Below are 20,552 nucleotides of genomic sequence, written 5' to 3' on the forward strand. Positions count from 1 at the left end.
TATATAGCTGGTGTTGGTTGTAACGTAAAGCGTCCGCTTGCGGTGGAAATCATCCGATCTATGGTATACACGAATAGTTCGGATTCCAATAACTGTACGTGAATTAAGAAATTGACTCTGTATGTGTTTACTTTTCGTATTTGTGCTATTGATTTAATTCATGGTATAATAACATTACAAAACATCGGATGGTGCAGTATTCTAGTCAATTCTCCATTCTCGAGGGCGGGCCTAAAAATCCGCTAAAGGGCACATCGATGAAGTTCCTGGTGTCGGCTCGAGGCGCCCAGCCTTGGGTCGATGTTGGGAGTAAAGGCGTTAAGGGCGATCCACAATGGCATGTGGGCGTGAACCCTTTCGCCGCGGAGGCCTTGCCTACGGAGATAAGCTGTATGATCTCACGTGGCGAGGTAAGACCTGCATGGCAGGCCGAGGAAAGGTCTGGCTGCAGCGTAGCCTGCCTTGAGTGGAGCAGCGGGGAAGGTAATCAACTGGAAGTTATTCCGTCGGCCAACGGTTTTCTTCTTCATACCTGAAACCTGCTCTGCAAAAGAGGCTAAGAGAGTGGCACGGAATTGCTGAGGAAAGCTCCTAGACTGTTCATCTTGACGATAAATGCGGATTGCAGTGTGTACTAAGTGGTAATCCAGTCTGATGTCTGGCGACAGCATCAAGTCGTTTTTAAAAGGTAACTGCCAAAGTGGCGACGCTTTGGTAAACGACTGGGAAAACCTACTGGACCTAAGACACAATGTTTACGTTTTTATCGACCATCCGATGTCCTACATACATTATTGTGCGATATCCTGAGAAAAATATTAGGTGATTTTAAAAATTATGTGGAAAAATTCAATACGCTGGAGTATATTCATTGCCGTTATCACCTTGGTGTTAGCGGCTATTTTTACAATTGTTTCGACTGCTGTACTTGCCGGTGCGGGCTGGGCACTTGGTATGGTCATTGTGTTTTTCATTGTGTGTATCGGGGTAATCTTTGATATCATTGGGGTGGCAGCAACGGCAGCTCCTGAACAACCTTTTCATTCGATGGCAGCTAAGAAAATTCCAGGAGGGTATCAGGCAATGCTGATCACCCGCAATGCGGACAAGGTAGCGAACTTTTGCGCAGATGTCATTGGTGACATCTCCGGCGTTGTTAGTGGAACGGCGGCTTCAGCCGTCGTTTTACAATTGACACTTGCAGTCGGTGCAGAGGGCGGTGGATTTCAATTCACCGTAAATGTTATCTTCACTGCTCTCGTAGCCGCACTGACAGTCGGAGGCAAGGCAATCGGAAAAACGTTTGCTATTTCACAATCTACGTCAATTATCTTTCAGGTTGGGCGTTTATTGTATTTTTTAGAAGGCAAATTAAAGATATCACTGTTGAATAGAAAATCTTCAAAGAAACCAAAAGCGTAAAACGATTGAAAGTGAGGCTTCTGCTTCATGGATTTAAAACAAATTAAAGACCCTGAATTTGTAAAACGCTGCAATTTTAAAGAGTTAGAAGAGCTTGCAGCAGACATAAGAGATTTCCTTATTCAAAATTTATCCGTTACAGGTGGGCACCTTGGTCCTAACCTCGGTGTCGTGGAATTAACGCTCGTTCTTCATTCTCTTTATCAAACCCCCCATGACAAGTTGATTTGGGATGTTGGCCATCAGGCTTATGTCCATAAAATCTTAACAGGGAGAGCGGGTCAGTTTGATACGTTGCGGAAATATCAAGGATTGTGTGGGTTTCCGAAACGAAATGAAAGCGATCACGATTGCTGGGAAACAGGACACAGTTCCACTTCCCTTTCGGCGGCGATGGGGATGGCCGTTGCCCGTGATCTTAAAAAAACAGATGAAAAAGTAGCGGCGATTATCGGGGATGGTGCTCTTACTGGCGGAATGGCACTCGAAGCATTGAACCATATCGGCCACGAGCAAACGGATTTAACAATCATTTTAAATGATAATGAAATGTCGATTGCCCCGAATGTTGGTGCGCTTCATAGCATGCTTGGGCGCCTGCGGACTGCCGGTAAGTACCAAAAGGTAAAAGACGACATTGAATTTTTAATTAAGAAAATACCTGCTTTTGGCGGCAGATTAGCATCAACTGCCGAGCGTGTCAAGGATAGCTTGAAGTACTTGCTTGTCTCGGGGATGTTTTTCGAGGAGCTTGGCTTCACTTATTTAGGACCAGTAGACGGCCATGATTTGGATGATCTTATGTCCAACATGAAATACGCCCGTGATACAAAAGGTCCGGTCATTGTCCATGTCCTTACTAAAAAAGGGAAGGGCTATGCACCTGCAGAAAACGATGCACTCGGTACGTGGCACGGCCTCGGTCCTTATAAAATAGAGTCCGGAGAAGTCGTGAAAAAACCGGGACCTCCTGCATACAGCGCTGTTTTCAGCAATACACTGCAAAAAATTGCTCACCGTGATGACCGTGTCGTGGCACTTACAGCTGCTATGCCGGGAGGCACGAAACTAGACAAGTTCGGAGCGGTCTTTCCAGACAGAATGTTTGACGTGGGTATTGCTGAACAACATGCGACTACGATGGCGGGCGGTCTTGCAGCGCAAGGGATGAAGCCGGTATTTGCTGTGTACTCCACATTTTTACAACGTGGCTATGATCAGTTAGTCCATGATGTTTGCCGGCAGAATCTGAATGTGGTTTTCGCCATTGACCGTGCCGGTTTAGTTGGAGCAGATGGCGAAACACATCAAGGCGTATTTGATATTGCTTACATGCGTCATCTTCCAAATATGAAGATCTTAATGCCAAAAGACGAAAACGAGCTGCAACACATGATATACACCGCTATTCAGTACGACGGCGGGCCGATTGCTGTCCGCTATCCGCGTGGTAACGGGTCCGGAGTGGAAATGGACAAGGAGTTAAAAGAAGTAGAAATCGGTAAATGGCATGTTGAGAAAGAAGGAAGGGACGCGACGATCCTGACTTTTGGAACGATGCTACCCGTCGCTCATGAAGCTGCTGCACGTTTAGCGGATGAGCATGTAAATGTCCAAGTTATCAACGCCTGTTCTGCTAAACCACTTGATGAAGAATTGCTCGAGGAATTAGCTGCAGAAAAGCAGCCGATTTTAACAATGGAAGAAGCAATTCTACAGGGAGGCTTCGGCAGTGCAGTCATGGAATATTTTCACGATAACGGACATCACCGGATGGTAATCGAGCGGTTAGGTGTACCGGATCGCTATATCGAACACGGAAGCGTTCCAGAGCTGTATGAAGAAATTGGCTTAACAGCAGATGCCGTTATGAAAAAAGTTCATTCCCTGCTTCCGACAAAACAGCAGAGGGCTTAGTCCATGAATAATAAAGAACGACTTGATGTACTGCTCGTAGAAAAAGGGCTGTTTGATACAAGAGAAAAAGCAAAGCGGGCTATTATGGCAGGGCTTGTTTTGGTAAAAGATGAACGAATCGATAAGCCTGGTACGAAAATTGACCGATCCTCTCCTTTACGTGTGAAAGGGAGCATTTCTCCCTTTGTCAGCCGTGGGGGACACAAGCTCGAGAAGGCACTGCAGGTTTTCCCTCTTGATTTGATGGATAAAGTTGTGGTGGATATCGGTGCATCCACCGGCGGTTTTACGGACTGTGCTCTCCAGAATGGTGCTACATTTGTGTATGCCGTCGACGTTGGTTATAACCAGTTGGCATGGAAGCTGCGAAATCACGAACAGGTTGAAGTAATGGAACGGTTTAATTTCCGTTACGCGAAAGAGGAGCATTTTTTAAAGGGAAAGCCTGAAGTTGCGGTAGCAGATGTCTCCTTTATTTCCCTTAAATTATTGCTGCCGCCGTTAACACAGATTCTTGCAGAAAAAGCAGAAGCATGTTTGCTTATTAAACCGCAATTTGAGGCGGGCCGCGACAAAGTTGGGAAAAAAGGAATTGTGCGAGACGACCACGTTCATCGTGAGGTTATTGCAGATATTGCCACTTTTGCTGACTCGATAGGTTTTAGTGCTGTAGGTCTTGATTATTCTCCCATCACGGGAGGAGACGGAAATATTGAGTTTTTGCTGTATGTAACATGGGGGGTACGGGACGAACAGACGAAAATCACCGCAGACGACATTCATACGGTCGTGCAAGACGCCCATGCCCATTTTCACAATCAATAAATGTACAGGCTATACGTATTATTCACTCGTCCAATCAGTACTTCTGGTTGGACGAAAATTTCCTCCGCATTTCTTTATTCCCCCCTCCTGGATTAATTCTTAGTGTATGTTGTATACATCTTTACTCAATTATTTGTATAATTATAAGATATCAGTTATCATACAGATAGCTGGAAAGAACGGCTGATTTAATTCAGACAGGGTGTGTGGAAATAGTGAGTATGACTAAAGGACAGCGTCATATTAAGATTAGAGAATTAATTTCGAATAACGATATAGAAACGCAAGATGAATTAGTGGACCGGTTAAAAAGTGACGGCTATAACGTAACGCAAGCCACCGTGTCCCGGGACATTAAAGAGCTTCACCTTGTAAAGGTACCAACGATGGAAGGTCGCTACAAATACAGCTTACCTGCGGATCAACGTTTTAACCCTCTCCAAAAATTAAAACGCTCCTTAGTAGACAGCTTTGTCGGTATTGACCATACAGATAACTTAATTGTAATGAAAACCCTTCCAGGAAACGCCAATGCAGTCGGTGCACTTCTAGACAATCTGGGGTGGGACGAAATTCTCGGAACGATCTGCGGCGATGACACCATTCTAATCATTTGCCGTGGGACCGAACAAAGTGAGATTCTCGTCAACCGTTTCTTGGAAATGCTTTAAACTGAGGTGTCGTCATGCTTGAAGAATTATCCATTAAAAATTTTGCGATTATAGATGAATTGACCATCCCATTTGATACAGGTCTTACCGTTTTGACAGGGGAAACGGGGGCGGGGAAATCAATTATTATTGATGCAATCGGTCTTTTAATCGGGGGACGCGGTTCTGTCGAGTATGTACGCCATGGCAGAGAACGTGCGGAAATTGAAGGGTTATTTGATGTGTCCTCTTCTGTGGCAGTCAGACAGAAATTAATGGGGATTGGGATAGAAGTAGAAGAAAATATGATTGTGTTGCGCAGGCACATAACGGATAAAGGAAAAAGCGTCTGCAGGATTAATGGGAAGCTGGTCACATTGGCAATATTAAGGGAAGTAGGACATGCATTAGTTGACATACACGGTCAGCATGAACATCAGGACCTGATGCAACCTGACAAACACCTCCCTATTCTCGATCGATTTGCAGGGGAAGAATTGCAGGAAGCACTTTCCGATTATAAAAAAAGATATCAATCCTTCGCAAAATTAATGACGGATTTACAAAAATACAAAGAAAATGATCAGGAAGCCACCAGCCGCCTTGATTTTATTCGGTTCCAATTGGAGGAAATTGAACAAGCCCGCCTCACACCGGGGGAGGATGAAGAATTAGAAAAAGAGAAGCATATTTTAGTACACAGTCAAAAGTTATTTAAAGAGCTTTCTCATGCTTATGAAAGCTTATATGGAGAGGGCAGAACATTAGACTGGGCCGGCCAGGCCATGGCTCATACGGAAGAAGCCGCCTTTATTGATGAAGATGTGCAAAACCTTACGGAAACAATTCATTCTGCTTATTATATGCTGGAAGAAGCTACATTTCTCCTCCGGGATAAAGTGGAGTCCTTATCATTTAATGAGGGACGTCTTCAAGAAGTAGAAGAGCGGCTTGATGAAATAAAAAAACTGAAGAGAAAATATGGCCAGACGGTAATTGAAATCCTTGAATTTGCTGCTGATATGGAAGAAGAAATGGAATCACTAATCCATAAAGATGAAACGATTGCCCAGCTTGAGTCCCAATTAGAGAGTGTCGTGCTTGATTTACAAGCGGATGCAGCCACATTAACGGATCTCCGCAGGCAGGCAGGTGAAAAACTTGCAAGCGCTGTAGAAATGGAGTTAAAGGACCTATACATGAATAAAGCGGTCATGAAAGTGGAAGTTACCGCAATTAACCAGGGAACTACGTTTGCTGCTGAGCAGAAATCATATGTATTTAATGAAAACGGCCAAGATAAGGTGGAATTTCAATTGTCCGCAAATGCCGGGGAACCTCTGAAACCCTTGTCTAAAGTTGCCTCGGGGGGAGAAATTTCAAGAATAATGTTGGCGTTAAAAGCCATTTTATCTGACTTTCAAAACGTCACTTCGCTGATTTTTGATGAAGTGGATACGGGTGTCAGTGGCCGTGTCGCCCAGGCAATTGCCGAAAAAATATATAAAGTTGCAAAAGGCTCCCAAGTTTTATGTATTTCCCACCTTCCACAAGTCGCCGCAATGGCGGATCAACACCTTTACATTGAGAAAAAGGAAAAAGGGGAAAGAGTTCTCACGAATGTAACGATGCTAAAAGATGACAAAAGAACGGATGAAATTGCCAGGATGATATCCGGCGTAGAAGTGACCGACCTTACAAAAGAAAACGCGAAAGAATTATTAGAGATGGCAGTAAAAATTAAATCCAATTGATGAAAAGCCGACCAAAACAGGTTGGCTTTTTTCATTTGTACAGCTTATAAATCGCATGATAGGAGGCAACATTAGAAATACAACAGAAAATAATGTTGGGGTGAGGAGGAGTAGGGAAATGGAATGGGGGAGACGACTAACTGGCATTTTATTACTGCTGCTCTGCATGACAGCTTTTACAAATCATACTTTTCTTACCTATTTGAATATCCCTGAAACGTTAACTGTTTTTGAGTCTGAATGGGCCTCCGGTGCAGAAAATGTGATTAAGGAGAAGCTTGATTTAGGAAAAGACGCCACGATTCAATTGAGTGAGGAAAATGAGGAAATAAAAGCAGCTGTGCAAGTAGCATCTCTTCCAAAAAAAGAGACCAAAATTAAAACACTGCCAGATATACGTGTTGTTCCGGGCGGTGACTCCATCGGAGTAAAGCTCCAATCCAACGGGGTGATGATTGTTGGCTTTCACAAAGTAAACGATGGAAAGAAAAGATATTCTCCAGCTAAAGAAGCCGGATTAGAAGCGGGAGACCGTATCGTTGCCGTCAATGGAAAAAAAGTGAGCAAACCGGAAGATATTATCCAAGCGCTGAAAGACAGCTCTTCCAGTATAACCTTAAATATAAAAAGAGATAAAGAAGAAAAGAAAAAAGAAGTGAAGCTTTATGAGAATAAAGAAGGCGGTGTACTCGGTGCTTATATAAGAAATGCAGCTTCCGGGATTGGAACATTAACCTTTTATGATTCTAAAAGCGGAAAATTTGGAGCACTTGGTCATGTTATTGCTGATTCTTCGACTAAAAAGCCCGTAGTGGTAGAGAACGGTGAAATTACGCGTTCCTCCGTTTCAGATATCGACAAGGGGGCAAACGGAAAACCAGGAGAAAAACGGGCAACGCTTTCCGTCAATCAAGAAAAGTTGGGAAAAGTAACGAAAAACAGTCCATTTGGAGTCTTTGGCGAACTGCAGCCAAACAAATTATCAAAAAAGAGCCGTGATGTTGAGACGATGCCGATTGCTTTTGCGAATGAAGTGGAAAAAGGACCGGCCGAAATATTAACGGTACTGGAAGATGAGAAAATAGAACGTTTTGATATCGAGATTGTCCAATCTGTTCCTCAGATGCAAGCCGCATCGAAAGGAATGATTATTAAAGTAACCGATAAAGAATTACTTGAAAAAACAAATGGGATCATTCAAGGAATGAGCGGCAGTCCGATTATTCAAAATGGAAAGGTCGTTGGGGCTGTTACTCATGTATTTGTAAATGACTCAACTTCCGGATATGCCTGCCATATTGAATGGATGCTGGAAGAGGCAGGAATAAATACGTTGAAAGAAGAAAGGAAAAAAGCAGGTTAAGGGAAACTGTTATGTAGCAGTTTTCCTTTTTTCATGATACGATTATAATACGTTCGTCTTATCAAGCGACATAAATCGTCAAACTTAGTCGAAATAAGTCAAAAAATGAAGAAAACAATAGATATACATAGAGAGAAGAAGGAATATCGATATAATTATATTTTTTTAATAAATATGAACTAATTAAAGGGTATTTGCCCTTGTTGTCGAAACCGTAAGATAGACGACTTAGAAAACAAGGGGAGGATTTTTAAGTGAAAAAAATCAAAGTTTGTGTGGCAGATGATAACAGGGAATTAGTGGGCTTATTAAGTGAATATATAAACGCGCAAGAAGACATGGAAATTGTCGGGCAGGCTTACAATGGCCAGGAGTGTCTAAATATTGTGGAGAATACCCGGCCTGACGTACTAGTCTTGGATATAATCATGCCACATCTTGATGGGCTTGCCGTCCTGCAAAAAATAAACTCCACCAGTGGGGGAGCGCAGCCAAAAATCATCATGCTGACGGCTTTTGGCCAGGAAGATGTGACGAAAAAAGCGGTTAATCTCGGTGCCTCTTATTATGTATTGAAACCATTTGATATGGAAACCTTAATTGCCAATATTCGCGAAGTGAGCGGAGAAGCGATGTCGGTGATTCAGAGCTCTGCTACTCCTCAACAAAATGGAACAAATTCAAATAAAGAACCTGAGAATTTAAGCCAAAGCATAACGAATATTATTCATGAGATCGGGGTTCCAGCTCATATAAAGGGGTATATGTATTTACGAGAGGCGATTACAATGGTGTATAACGATATTGACCTGTTAGGTTCGATAACCAAAATTTTATACCCGGAAATTGCCGAAAAGTTTAATACGACAGCCAGCAGAGTAGAGCGTGCCATTCGCCATGCAATTGAGGTTGCCTGGAGCAGAGGCAACTACGAATCGATTTCACGCATGTTTGGCTATACGATTAACGTAACGAAAGCAAAACCAACGAACTCCGAGTTCATCGCGATGGTGGCCGATAAACTGCGCCTCGAGCACAAGGTAGGATAGTGAGTAAGTGCATCACTTTTAAAAAGCCTTTTCAAATTATTCACAAGAATAATTTGAAAGGGCTTTTTTCTATGATGAATGTAATCGCTCCTCTTTTGACCATACTAGGAATAGATAGGTTGAAGGAGGTAAATCAACGTGGGAGCCATACGCGGGCAAGCATTTTATCATTCACAAACAAAAATACTGACGCAGCTGATACGGGCAAAGCAAATCGCTGTGCTGTCTCATGAAGATATTGACGTACCGGCAGCTGAAAGTTTAATTAGGAAAGAAGTGAAAGCTGTCATAAATAATAAAACGTCGATGAGCGGGAATTTTTTGCATGAAGGGGTTAAGAAACTACTTAGTCACGACATTCATGTATACGATACAGATCCAAGTCATGAGGTAGGTGCGTGGGTACATGGCAGGAACTTAGTAATTAAAGACGAGCATCTATATGTACAGTATGCGAACAAAAATATCAAACTTGCCCTGCTGCAGAAATACAATTTCACGGATATCACTTTCCTGGAACAACAGGCTTTTAAAAATCTGGAGCATACATTTACACGGTTTTGCCATAACAGCTTCTCTCACGCGGAAGTTGATTTACCAATGATGCTCGAGTGCTGGAACAAATGGCAGGAAGGCGAGACCCTTAATAACAAGGATGTCCTCATTGTCATCCGCGGTGCTGGATATGAACAAGACCTCTACTGGGTTAAAAAACATTTATTGAATAGGAACATATGTACCATCGCAGTTGACGGAGCTGCTGATGGAATGCGGGCTCTTGGGATCACACCTGACTATATTGTTGGAGATATGGATTCAGTCAGCACAGAAGCTTTGCACTCTGGGGTTAAATTGCTCGTTCATCGGGATGCCTCTGGCCGGGCCCTTGGCATGGAGCGTATTAAAAAGCGTCAATTAACCGCGGAGACCATCACGTTTGTTGGATTAAGTGAAGATGCTGCTATTACCTTAGCACTGAAAGAGGGCGCGCGTCACATTTTTCTTTTGGGCGGGCAGCGCGGTATGAATGAGTATCTAAGCAAAGGGCGCCAGGGGATGGGCTCATCACTCTTAATGCGGATGCTTGCAGGCGGAAAAATAATTGACTTGAAAGGAATACACGTTTTGTTAGAGAAAGAACCAAAAAAACATCGATACTTTCAGTGGTTTCATCGTATGTACCAACACATCCCATTCATACATGCGAAATTTAACAAAGAAACGAGAGGAATGAAAGCATGACAGTAAGTGTTGTAGTTCCTGGATTTAATGAAGAAAGGCACCTACAGACGACGCTCAGTGCTTTACGGAACTCCACATGGGTAAATGAATTGATAGGTGTGAATGATGGAAGCTCGGATCATACAGGTAGAATAATGGAGAACTACTGTGATATGACCATTTCTTTTATTAGAAATTACGGAAAAGCAGCTGCAGTGAAGGCGGGCTGGCAGGCCAGCAGAAGTGATTTTATCGTGGTGTTGGATGCAGATTTAAAAGAAAGTGCTGCATTCGGCTACCAATTATTGCAGCCTTTACATGAGAAAAAGGCAGACTTAGTCATTGGAACTGTCGCCGATAATGGGAGAAATGGTTTCGGGATTGTAAAGAAAAGAGTGCAGCGGCTTATTGAAAGACAAAGCGGTTTGCTTCTGCAGACACCATTATCAGGGCAGCGCGCGTTTCATCGAAAACATATATATCATTACCAAGACATGGAAGCGGATGGGTTTGGACTCGAAACGATGATGACGTTAAAAGCGATCAAAGAAGGACTCCGTATCACTGAAGTGGAGGTACCTTTTCAGCATGTCGGAAAAGGGAGGGGAATGAACGGCATGTTTCACCGCGGTAGACAATGGTTGGAGGTGGAGAAGTGCCTGTGGAAATATGGGAAGTTGTATTCGCAATAGCGGTAGCAGCCTCGACTTGGCTGCTAGTCAAAAGAATTTCCCTGAAAAGAAAATGGGTGGCCGTTAATTTTAAACAAGAAACGATACCCGATACCATTGGCATCATGCTCTTACTCTTACTGATTTGCTATTTAATAGTTGACAAGGTAAAACAGCCGGATGCACTTTTGATGTATACGTCCCTCGTTTGGTTTGCAGGTTGGTTAGATGATCGAACCGGCACTTTTTATCCAAAAGGGATCCAAGGTCATATCAAACATTTCTTACAAACAAAAAAGTGGACGACTGGTCTCTCTAAAATAGTCCTTATCGTACTGGCTGCAGCTGTCGGACTTTATTTGGGTGATTGGAGGGGTTATGGTCAAGCAGTGCTTGCCTTTAGTGTAATGATCTTGTCCCCTCACGTATGCAATGCACTTGATACGAGGCCGCTACGGGTGTGGAAATGGACGGTTGGTCATATCCTGCTTTTTATATGGATGGGTTTTCCACTGGACGATACAAGTAGTATCCTATATGGAACGGTTGTACTGCTAACTTGGGGATATATTGAAAAACGCAGAAAGGGAATGTTGGGGGATAGCGGTGCAGCAGTAATCGGGGCGTTGTTAGCGTGGAGTCTTACCCATCATGCCCCGCTTCCGATGCAGCTTTCGTTGGTACTCGCCTATCTCGCTATTACCATTATCGCTGAAAAGTTGTCCATAAACGGCCTTCTCATAAAAATAAGGAATGTCACGGCCGGTGGGTGATTGGTAAGGGAGGAGCAGGCGTGAAAACCTGGCTCCTTTTTGCTATTTCTCGGAGAGGGGGACAACAGATTTATTTCGTTTGCGGTCGCGGTAACGTACGAATCCGGCAATAAACCAAATACCGAATATGAGCATAAACAGTCCGCTGGTAAATTGAAGCCAGAGCCACGGAAAGGGTGGCTGCAATACTTGAAACAGCATATCTCTCATAAGTTTAATACCGACAACAGCCATAAAACCGGGGATGACTAGAATAAGCAAGGCAATAAGTCGCATATATAGGACCACTCCTTCGATTGACGAGGCCAGACAAGTGGCTTATATTTGTGTTTTCTAAATCATTTTTTTTCGCATAAACTGTAGGAAGAATCACTTTTATATTGTACCTTATTTAAGAGGAAGTGTCCAAGCTCAGCAGAGTAGAAGGCTTCATGGATTCAATATTATGCAATATGTTACGATCAATAACGGTGTGATCATAGAAAAAGGAGCTATTAAGATGAATATATTTGAAAAAATGGAAACAGATAACTATGAACAGCTTGTCGTATGCCAGGACAAACACTCTGGTTTAAAAGCGATTATCGCTATCCATGATACGACGCTCGGACCTGCTTTAGGTGGAGCCCGGATGTGGAATTATGAGTCAGAGGAAGCGGCGTTTGAGGATGCATTGAGACTTGCGAAAGGAATGACTTATAAAAATGCAGCGGCCGGTTTGAACCTTGGGGGAGGAAAGGCTGTCATTATCGGAAATCCCCGACAGGACAAAAGTGAAGCATTGTTCCGGGCGTTCGGCCGGTATATTCAAAGCCTGAACGGCCGCTATATTACGGCAGAAGACGTCGGTACTGCAGAGGCTGATATGGACATGATCCATACGGAAACCGATTACGTAACCGGTATGACTCCTCAGGCTGGCGAGAGCGGTGATCCGTCTCCGATGACGGCTCTTGGCATTTACTGCGGAATGAAAGCAGCGGCAAAAGAGGCGTTTGGTACTGAAGATCTATCGGGGAAAAAAATTGCCATTCAAGGAGTTGGCAGTGTGTCCTACCAGTTGTGTGAGTACTTATATGAAGACGGGGCCTCCTTGGTTGTCACTGATATTCATAAACCATCAGCAGACCGGGCTGTCCGGGAATTTCGTGCGGAAGCAGTCGACCCGGCTGATATTTATGATGTGGAGTGTGATATTTTTAGTCCTTGTGCATTAGGTTCTGTCTTAAATAATGATACAATAAAGAAATTGAAAGCAAAAGTTGTAGCCGGCTCCGCTAATAATCAACTGGCAACAGACGAGGACGGCAATTCCCTCTATCAACGTGGAATCGTATACGCTCCCGATTATATTATAAATGCGGGAGGAGTTATCAACATCGCGGAAGGGTTAGTTGGCTATAATAAAGACAGGGCAGCAAATAAAATTCGTGCTATTTTTGACAATGTCCAAAAAGTACTGGAAATTTCTAAAAGAGATAACATCCCAACCAACCAGGCAGCAGATCGATTGGCAGAAGAACGGATTAGTACCTTGCAGCAGTCACGGAAGCAATTTTTGAAAGAAGAACGAAACATTCTGCCTCACAAGACTCGCTGACAAACAAAAAAACAACATAGAAAAGGGGGAACGAGTATGGCGCAGGAGTATGATTTGGTCGTATTAGGAGCAGGGATTGGTGGTTATGTGGCTGCTATCAGGGCGGCCCAGGAAGGATTGAAAACAGCCATTGTAGAAAAAGAAAAGACAGGCGGAACATGCTTGCATAAAGGCTGTATTCCCAGTAAAGCGCTCCTCCGCAGTGCTGAAGTTTACGTACAGATGAAAGACAGCGAGAAGTTTGGTATTATGACCGACCAGGCTGCTGTTGATTTCGAAAAAGTCCAAGATCGAAAAAACACAATCGTAGACAAGCTTTACAATGGAGTCCAGTACTTATTAAAAAAAGAGAAAATTGATATGTATACAGGTCATGGACGAATATTGGGGCCTTCCATCTTTTCTCCGAGTGGTGGGACTATTTCGGTTGAAAAAATGGATGGTTCGGAAAATGACATGCTGATCCCTAAAAATGTTCTTATCGCAACAGGGTCCCGGCCGCGCCTGCTTCCTGGATTGGAGCCTGACGGCAAACAGGTGCTGACATCAGAAGACGCCCTTTCATTAAATGATCTCCCTGCTTCCATGGTGATTATTGGCGGGGGTGTTATCGGGGTAGAGTGGGCCTCCCTTCTCTCCGACTTTGACGTTAACGTAACGATGATAGAAGCGGGCAGCCGCATATTGCCGCAAGAGGATGCTGAGGTATCAAAAGAGATGACAAGTCAGCTGAAGGAGCGCGGGGTCACGATCTTCACAGACGCAGAAGTTCTGACGGATAAAACGATAAAACAACATGATGTGACGGTTACTGTCCGTGCTGAAGGGAAAGAACATTCGATTAAAGCGGACCAGCTCTTGCTTGCGGTAGGAAGAACAGCAGTAACTGAGGATATTGGACTTGAAAATACGAGCATTTCCATAGAAAATGGTTTTATTGCGACGAATGAATACTTCCAAACGAATGAGTCCCATATGTATGCGATCGGGGATGTCATCGGCGGATTGCAGCTTGCCCATGTCGCTTCCAGGGAAGGACTGATTGCAGTGGAACACATGTTAGGAAATGATCCGCTGCCGCTTGACGAGAAAATGATACCTAAATGTACATACAGCAGGCCTGAAATCGCAAGCATTGGATTGACGGAGGTGGAAGCAGCAGAACAAGGGCATGAAGTGAAAACCGGTATTTTTCCGTTAGAAGCGAATGGAAAAGCACTGATCCACGGAGAAAAGAGCGGCTTTATGAAAATTGTTGCCAATAAAGGGAATGATGATTTGTTAGGTGTACATATGATCGGAACAAATGCCACCGAGCTTATCTCAGAAGCCGCATTGGCAAAACTAGTAGACGCTTCTGTCTTTGAAATCAGTGAGACGATCCATCCCCATCCAGCCATTGCTGAAATATTTGGTGAAGCAGCATTGGCGGCAGATGGAAAAGCCATTCACTCTTAAATTTAAGCAGAGGAGGAACAGAGATGGCTGCTACGCGACATGAACGATTAGGACTATCTGACAAAGACGTGTTATCAATATATGAAACGATGTTACTTGCGAGAAAGATTGACGAACGGTTATGGCTGTTGAATCGAGCAGGGAAAATACCGTTTGTCGTCTCTTGCCAGGGACAGGAAGCGGCTCAAGCAGGAGCGGCGCTTGCTTTAAATCGGGAAGAGGATTATGTACTTCCCTATTACCGCGATCTAGGTATTGTCCTTGCTTTCGGCATGACCGCAACCGAGGTGATGCTGGCGAGTTTTGCGAGGGCGGATGACCCGAATTCGGGAGGACGGCAGATGCCGGGCCACTTCGGCCAAAAGAAGAACCGGATCGTGACAAGCTCTTCCCCTGTTACGACGCAAGTTCCCCATGCCGCGGGAATCGCGCTTGCCGCCAAAATGGAAAATAAAAATTTCGTGACGTTCGTTACGTTTGGCGAAGGCTCCGCCAATCAAGGAGATTTTCATGAGGGGCTTAATTTTGCCGGCGTTCATAAACTGCCTGTCATTTTTATGTGTGAAAACAATCAGTATGCCATTTCCGTTCCGGCTGAAAAACAATATGCCTGCGAAAAAATATCGGACCGGGCAGCGGGTTACGGGATGCCTGGGGTTACCGTTGACGGGAATGACCCGCTTGCTGTCTATGAGGCAGTGAAAGATGCTTCAGACCGCGCGAGAAGTGGAGAAGGACCGACATTAATCGAAACGATGTTTTACCGTCTTACCCCGCATTCAAGTGACGACGATGACAGCACATACCGCACAAAAGAAGAAGTAGCAGAAGCAAGAGAGAAAGATCCGCTCGTTACATTTGCGGCTTACTTAAGGGAAGCGAACGTATTAACGGAAGAAAAGGAACAAGATATGCTAGACTCGATTAAAACGACGATTGACGAAGCTACGGAAGCCGCTGAACAAGCTCCGTATGCGGCACCGGAGTCGACGTTAGACCATGTCTATGCAAAGGGAGGTGACGAATAATGGCAGTTTTAACTTACATACAGGCTGTTACGGAAGCACTCCGGGAAGAAATGCGTCGCGATGAGAAAGTCTTTGTGTTAGGAGAAGATGTTGGGCCAAAAGGCGGCGTGTTTCGGGCCACGGATGGGCTTTATCAGGAATTTGGCGAAGCGCGAGTGCTGGATACGCCGCTTGCTGAGTCGGCCATTGCCGGTGTCGGAATTGGAGCGGCTATGTACGGAATGCGCCCGGTTGCCGAAATGCAGTTCGCTGATTTTATTATGCCGGCGGTTAACCAAATTGTCTCTGAAGCAGCTAAAATTCGTTATCGCTCAAACAATGACTGGAGCTGCCCTATTACTATTCGTGCTCCTTACGGCGGCGGAGTACACGGGGCTCTTTACCATTCACAATCGATTGAGTCGATGTTTGCAAACGTACCGGGACTCAAGATTGTCATGCCTTCTACGCCTCATGATGTGAAGGGATTATTAAAGGCGGCAATTCGCGACGAGGATCCTGTTTTGTTTTTAGAACATAAAAGAGCTTATCGTTTAATTAAAGGAGAAGTCCCGGAAGACGATTATACTCTCCCTATTGGTAAAGCAGATGTGAAAAGGGAAGGGGCCGATGTGACCGTCATCAGCTACGGCCTTTGTCTGCATTTTGCCATGCAGGCGGCTGAAAAGCTGGAAAAGGAAGGGATCTCCGTTCATATCCTTGATTTAAGAACGGTTTACCCGCTTGATCAAGAAGCCATTCAGACGGCTGCTTCAAAAACGGGGAAAGTCCTTCTGATTACTGAAGATAACAAAGAAGGAAGTGTGATGGGCGAAGTGGCAGCCATCATTGCGGAGAACTGCCTCTTTGACCTGGATGCACCAGTTAAGCGGCTCGCAGGCCCGGATGTTCCTGCCATGCCTTACGCACCACCGCTTGAGAAATACTTTATGATGAATCTAGAAAAGGTCGAAAGCGCCATCCGTGATTTAGCGGAATTTTAAGAGGAGGTACAGTGATGGCCGAAGCAATAACAATGCCTCAGCTCGGTGAAAGTGTGACGGAGGGGACGATTACAAAATGGTTGGTCCGCCCCGGTGATAAAGTGAATAAGTACGATCCCCTAGCGGACGTAGTTACCGATAAAGTGAATGCAGAAATCCCCTCCTCCTACACAGGGACGATTACGGAACTGGTAGTGCAGGAGGATGAAACCGTCCAAGTCGGTGATTTGATTTGTTATATAGAGGTAGAAGAAAAAAGCGCGTCGCTGCCTGCGCGTCAAGAAGAGGTTCCTGAGAAAACGGAGGAAACGCCAATTGTAGATTCTATGAAAAAGCGTTATTCTCCCGCAGTACTGCGACTTGCACAAGAACATGCTATCGACTTGGAACAGGTGAACGGAAGCGGCCGTGGCGGCAGAATTACCCGGAAAGATTTGGAGCAGGTGATTCAGAAAGGCGGAACTGCTTCTGAACCTGCCCGCGCGTCCCAATTAGAGACGCAAAGAATCCCGGCAGAAGCGGCACCTTCAAAACAGGCAACAGTGACGGAAGCGCGCGGGGAGAAAGTGCCGGTAAAAGGCGTTCGAAAAGCAACGGCCGCCAATATGGTGAAAAGTAAAGAGGAAATCCCTCATGCGTGGACGATGGTTGAAGCAGACGTTACAGATCTCGTTAACTACCGGAATAGTATTAAGCAGCAGTTTAAGGAAAGAGAAGGCTTTCCGATTACGATTTTATCCTTTGTTATTAAAGCAGTTGCGGAAGCATTAAAGGAATTCCCTGATGTGAATGCTGTCTGGGGAGGAGACCACATCTTACGTAAAAAAGATGTGCATATATCTATCGCAGTCGCAGCGGAAGACGGTCTCTATGTTCCGGTTATTCGCAATGTCGACGAGAAAAGTATTAAAGGCATTGCGAAGGTTATTAGTGAACTTGCGCAAAGAGGCAGGACGGGACGTCTTACGATTGAAGACATGCAGGGGGGGACGTTCACGGTGAACAATACTGGCTCCTTTGGCTCTGTGCAGTCCGTCCCTATTATTAACCACCCGCAAGCGGCGATCATGTCTTTTGAGTCGATTGTTAAAAAGCCTGTCGTGATGAAAGGCGACATGATTGCGATCCGCAGTATGGTCAACTTATGTTTATCGCTGGACCATCGAATGCTTGACGGATTGACAGTCGGCCGCTTCTTAGCACGAATCAAAGAAAAACTGGAAAATGTCGATCATTTTCGTGACAAGGTCTATTAATAATCCGCGTAGAGTACCCTCCATGTTAAACAAGCATCGAGGGTACTTGCTTTCATAAAGGAACATTTAGAATGTAGCGGTCTATTAGGAGTATCGTATCGTGTCAATGACCTCATCGAAAATAGTAGCGTCATAGGCGGCATCCACGAAGGAATATTCTTTTTTCAGGTTTACAAATCGTAATCATTACGATAAACTTTCATCGTACTAAAAAAGTCAGAAGGACGCGAGTGTATGATAAAGAGATGGTTGATTGTCTTTTTTGCTATAACGATTTTCATAAGCGGTTGTGGAAGGGAAGAGGAGCAACAGCCGGAGAATGAGGATCATTCCCAGGACCCCCTGCGTCTTTTCACCACTGTGTATGCGTGGGAAGCCTTTGCCGCTATGATCGGCGGTGAGGAAGTAGAGGTCGAGAATTTGATCCCGCCGGGGAGTGACGCTCACAGCTATGAACCGAGTGCCCGGACAATGGTGGAAATTGCAGAAGCAGACGCGTTTCTATACAACGGCGCAGGAATGGAAGGATTTACAGAAGCGGTAAACAAAGCCATGAAAGGAGAGGATGTAAAGTTAATCAATGTCACGGAAAATATGACATTACACGCACATGAGAGTGGCCATGAGGATCGTATAGAACAGGGCCATGCAGAGGACGATGGGCATCACCATGGAAATGAAGATCCGCACGTCTGGCTTGATCCGCTTCTCGCAAAGGAGGGTGCCAAAAAAATAAAAAATGAGTTGACAGCACTCCGGCCGGAAAAAGCATCGGTCTTCGAACAGAGGTACAAGACCTTAGAGAACAAGCTGCAACAGCTTCACGAGGATTTTAAAGAGCTGGCCTTAACAGCTGATAAAGATCGCTTTCTTGTTTCTCATGCGGCATACGGATACTGGGAAGCACGTTATGACTTGCATCCGATTGCGGTTAGCGGTCTTTCATCGTCGTCGGAGCCTTCTCAGAAACAGATTAAACAAATCATTCATATCGCAGAAGAGCACAACATTCATTATGTTCTACTCGAGAAGAACCTTTCCTCGAAAACCGCAAAAGTAGTGTTGAAAGAAATTGGAGCCAAGCCCCTTTATTTGCATAACTTGGAATCACTGACAGAGAAAGATATAAGAGAAGGTGCCGATTATTTCAGTTTGATGGAAGAAAATATGGACAGCTTAAAAATTGCATTAAAATAACAAGCAGTTTGACTTCTTTGAAACGAGCTGTTCACTTGTACTATACCGGGCTTATCCGCTACAATAAGAGCGAAACGATTCATACTAAGGAAAGGAATGAATGTAATGGATTTTAGTTTCTATGTCAACGATGTTGTTGGGACGGCGAGACAAGAAATGGAAGAAGCAGGATATACATCTCTAACGACGCCAGAGGAAGTCGAAGAAGCACTTGGCGGAGAAGGATCAACCCTCGTCATGATAAACTCCGTTTGCGGATGTGCAGGCGGGATTGCGCGTCCTGCGGCTGCTTATATGCGTAATTATGAGAAGAAACCCGATCGCTTTGTTACCGTGTTTGCAGGACAAGATAAAGAAGCGACAGAAAAGGCCAGATCGTATTTCACTGGTTATCCACCGTCTTCCCCCTCATTTGCAGTTATAAAAGATGGAGAGTTGGTACGCATGGTAGAACGTCACGAGATCGAAGGCCATGAACCAATCGAAGTCGTCCAGCAGCTTGAAAAAGCAGTCGATCAGTTATAAGCAATGCGCCGCTTCCTTCAAAAAGGTGGCGGCTTTTTGTATCGATCATGCACGAATTACGGTTAGTTTGAGAAACCAGATTACGGAAGGCAGATATCCAGATATGAAGTGCAAATATCCAGAGTTGAAAACGTAATATCCATACTGAGGCATGAAATATCCACACTTCGGAGAATAATATCCAGACATCACGCCTATATATCCAACCTGGAGGGCGTGTCGCGGCAATTTTAAATGTGTTATAATAATCACTGACACTTTTACATAAAGGATGAAGAAAATAATGGATACACTTTACAAACAAATACAAGTCTACTTAAATATGGACGGAGAAATTGATTTCAAGGAATTTCAGTCTTATTATCAAGACGTGCTCTCCCATTTGAATGAACAGGCTGATTCCTTTCAAGAAGACGAACTTTGGAAAGGGCTGTTCATTGTAGAAAGCGTTATGTCAAACGCTGAAAACCGGGCAAAAACAGCCAAAAAAGCAGAAGTAAAAAAATATACAAAAATGGCCGAACGGACGAAGCTATACGCCCAAAATTTCACAAAACGTTTACACGAAGCTGGATACAGCCAGGACGAAATTAATGATAAATTTGAAGAAATGCTGGCGGAAGGCACCAAAGAAGAGAACGAAAGCCGTTCGTAAAAAATCTTCCGCCGATGAAGCGGTACAATAAAGGCGCAAGAACAACTTATTTTCACTTTTTCTATATGTATGAGTCATAATTCAAATATAGTTATTAAAATACGACCAATTCGAAAATGCTATCGAACAGTTGATTTGCCCTGCAGGCGGACGCTTTCCGCGGGCAACGCCTCAGCCTCCTCGACCTGATAAAACAGGTCTGCGG

General features: G+C 44.4%; 19 protein-coding genes. 18 read left to right on the forward strand and 1 reads right to left on the reverse strand.

The window, feature by feature from the left end:
* Positions 1-837: 837 nt before the first annotated feature.
* The 10 genes from LOR49_RS16620 to LOR49_RS16665 all read left to right on the forward strand — a co-directional run bounded on the left by LOR49_RS16620 (position 838) and on the right by LOR49_RS16665 (position 11,645).
* A complete protein-coding gene (locus LOR49_RS16620) occupies positions 838-1,422 on the forward strand; it encodes a hypothetical protein (protein WP_240378071.1) in 585 nt (194 codons plus the stop codon).
* Positions 1,423-1,449: 27 nt separating this feature from the next.
* A complete protein-coding gene (dxs, locus tag LOR49_RS16625; protein ID WP_240378072.1) occupies positions 1,450-3,339 on the forward strand; it encodes a 1-deoxy-D-xylulose-5-phosphate synthase in 1,890 nt (629 codons plus the stop codon).
* A 3-nt stretch (positions 3,340-3,342) separates the two neighbouring features.
* Positions 3,343-4,164 (forward strand): TlyA family RNA methyltransferase, encoded by an 822-nt coding sequence (locus LOR49_RS16630; protein ID WP_240378073.1) that lies wholly within the window; start codon positions 3,343-3,345, stop codon positions 4,162-4,164.
* Between the two features lie 221 nt (positions 4,165-4,385).
* A complete protein-coding gene (ahrC, locus tag LOR49_RS16635; protein WP_240378090.1) occupies positions 4,386-4,835 on the forward strand; it encodes a transcriptional regulator AhrC/ArgR in 450 nt (149 codons plus the stop codon).
* A gap of 14 nt (positions 4,836-4,849) precedes the next feature.
* Complete coding sequence (gene recN / locus LOR49_RS16640; protein ID WP_240378074.1) at positions 4,850-6,568, forward strand: DNA repair protein RecN; 1,719 nt, start codon at positions 4,850-4,852, stop codon at positions 6,566-6,568.
* A 118-nt stretch (positions 6,569-6,686) separates the two neighbouring features.
* Complete coding sequence (spoIVB, locus tag LOR49_RS16645) at positions 6,687-7,931, forward strand: SpoIVB peptidase (RefSeq protein ID WP_240378075.1); 1,245 nt, start codon at positions 6,687-6,689, stop codon at positions 7,929-7,931.
* A 254-nt stretch (positions 7,932-8,185) separates the two neighbouring features.
* Entirely contained in the window at positions 8,186-8,980 is a 795-nt protein-coding gene (gene spo0A, locus LOR49_RS16650; RefSeq protein ID WP_240378076.1) for a sporulation transcription factor Spo0A, read from the forward strand.
* Between the two features lie 138 nt (positions 8,981-9,118).
* Positions 9,119-10,222: a putative cytokinetic ring protein SteA gene (gene steA, locus LOR49_RS16655; protein WP_240378077.1), complete on the forward strand. Its 1,104-nt coding sequence runs from the start codon at positions 9,119-9,121 to the stop codon at positions 10,220-10,222.
* On the forward strand, positions 10,219-10,893 hold the full coding sequence (locus LOR49_RS16660; protein ID WP_240378078.1) for a glycosyltransferase family 2 protein: 675 nt from the start codon (positions 10,219-10,221) through the stop codon (positions 10,891-10,893). The genes steA and LOR49_RS16660 overlap by 4 nt, the downstream gene beginning before the upstream one ends.
* The gene (locus tag LOR49_RS16665; RefSeq protein WP_240378079.1) at positions 10,857-11,645 is read left to right on the forward strand and encodes a hypothetical protein; all 789 of its coding nucleotides are present in this window, start codon (positions 10,857-10,859) and stop codon (positions 11,643-11,645) included. The genes LOR49_RS16660 and LOR49_RS16665 overlap by 37 nt, the downstream gene beginning before the upstream one ends.
* Before the next feature lie 42 nt (positions 11,646-11,687).
* Here LOR49_RS16665 and LOR49_RS16670 read toward each other — a convergent pair whose 3' ends face one another.
* Positions 11,688-11,921: a DUF2627 domain-containing protein gene (locus LOR49_RS16670; RefSeq protein WP_240378080.1), complete on the reverse strand. Its 234-nt coding sequence runs from the start codon at positions 11,919-11,921 to the stop codon at positions 11,688-11,690.
* Positions 11,922-12,144: 223 nt separating this feature from the next.
* Between LOR49_RS16670 and LOR49_RS16675 the strand changes: the two genes are divergently transcribed.
* The 8 genes from LOR49_RS16675 (at position 12,145) to LOR49_RS16710 (ending at position 20,347) form a co-directional block, all read left to right on the forward strand.
* Complete coding sequence (locus LOR49_RS16675) at positions 12,145-13,245, forward strand: Glu/Leu/Phe/Val family dehydrogenase (protein ID WP_240378081.1); 1,101 nt, start codon at positions 12,145-12,147, stop codon at positions 13,243-13,245.
* A 36-nt stretch (positions 13,246-13,281) separates the two neighbouring features.
* On the forward strand, positions 13,282-14,703 hold the full coding sequence (lpdA, locus tag LOR49_RS16680; RefSeq protein WP_240378082.1) for a dihydrolipoyl dehydrogenase: 1,422 nt from the start codon (positions 13,282-13,284) through the stop codon (positions 14,701-14,703).
* Between the two features lie 23 nt (positions 14,704-14,726).
* On the forward strand, positions 14,727-15,731 hold the full coding sequence (locus LOR49_RS16685; protein ID WP_240378083.1) for a thiamine pyrophosphate-dependent dehydrogenase E1 component subunit alpha: 1,005 nt from the start codon (positions 14,727-14,729) through the stop codon (positions 15,729-15,731).
* Positions 15,731-16,714: an alpha-ketoacid dehydrogenase subunit beta gene (locus LOR49_RS16690; protein ID WP_240378084.1), complete on the forward strand. Its 984-nt coding sequence runs from the start codon at positions 15,731-15,733 to the stop codon at positions 16,712-16,714. The genes LOR49_RS16685 and LOR49_RS16690 overlap by 1 nt, the downstream gene beginning before the upstream one ends.
* Positions 16,715-16,725: 11 nt before the next feature.
* A complete protein-coding gene (locus LOR49_RS16695; RefSeq protein WP_240378085.1) occupies positions 16,726-17,970 on the forward strand; it encodes a dihydrolipoamide acetyltransferase family protein in 1,245 nt (414 codons plus the stop codon).
* Positions 17,971-18,204: 234 nt separating this feature from the next.
* The gene (locus LOR49_RS16700; RefSeq protein WP_240378086.1) at positions 18,205-19,167 is read left to right on the forward strand and encodes a metal ABC transporter solute-binding protein, Zn/Mn family; all 963 of its coding nucleotides are present in this window, start codon (positions 18,205-18,207) and stop codon (positions 19,165-19,167) included.
* A gap of 105 nt (positions 19,168-19,272) precedes the next feature.
* Positions 19,273-19,692 (forward strand): BrxA/BrxB family bacilliredoxin, encoded by a 420-nt coding sequence (locus tag LOR49_RS16705; RefSeq protein WP_275899720.1) that lies wholly within the window; start codon positions 19,273-19,275, stop codon positions 19,690-19,692.
* Positions 19,693-19,975: 283 nt separating this feature from the next.
* Positions 19,976-20,347, forward strand: coding sequence for a hypothetical protein (locus LOR49_RS16710; RefSeq protein ID WP_240378088.1), 372 nt, complete (start codon positions 19,976-19,978; stop codon positions 20,345-20,347).
* Positions 20,348-20,552: the final 205 nt, after the last annotated feature.

It is taken from the genome of Bacillus piscicola, from assembly GCF_022458745.1.
Taxonomy (GTDB): Bacteria; Bacillota; Bacilli; order Bacillales; family Marinococcaceae; genus Alteribacillus_A; species Alteribacillus_A piscicola.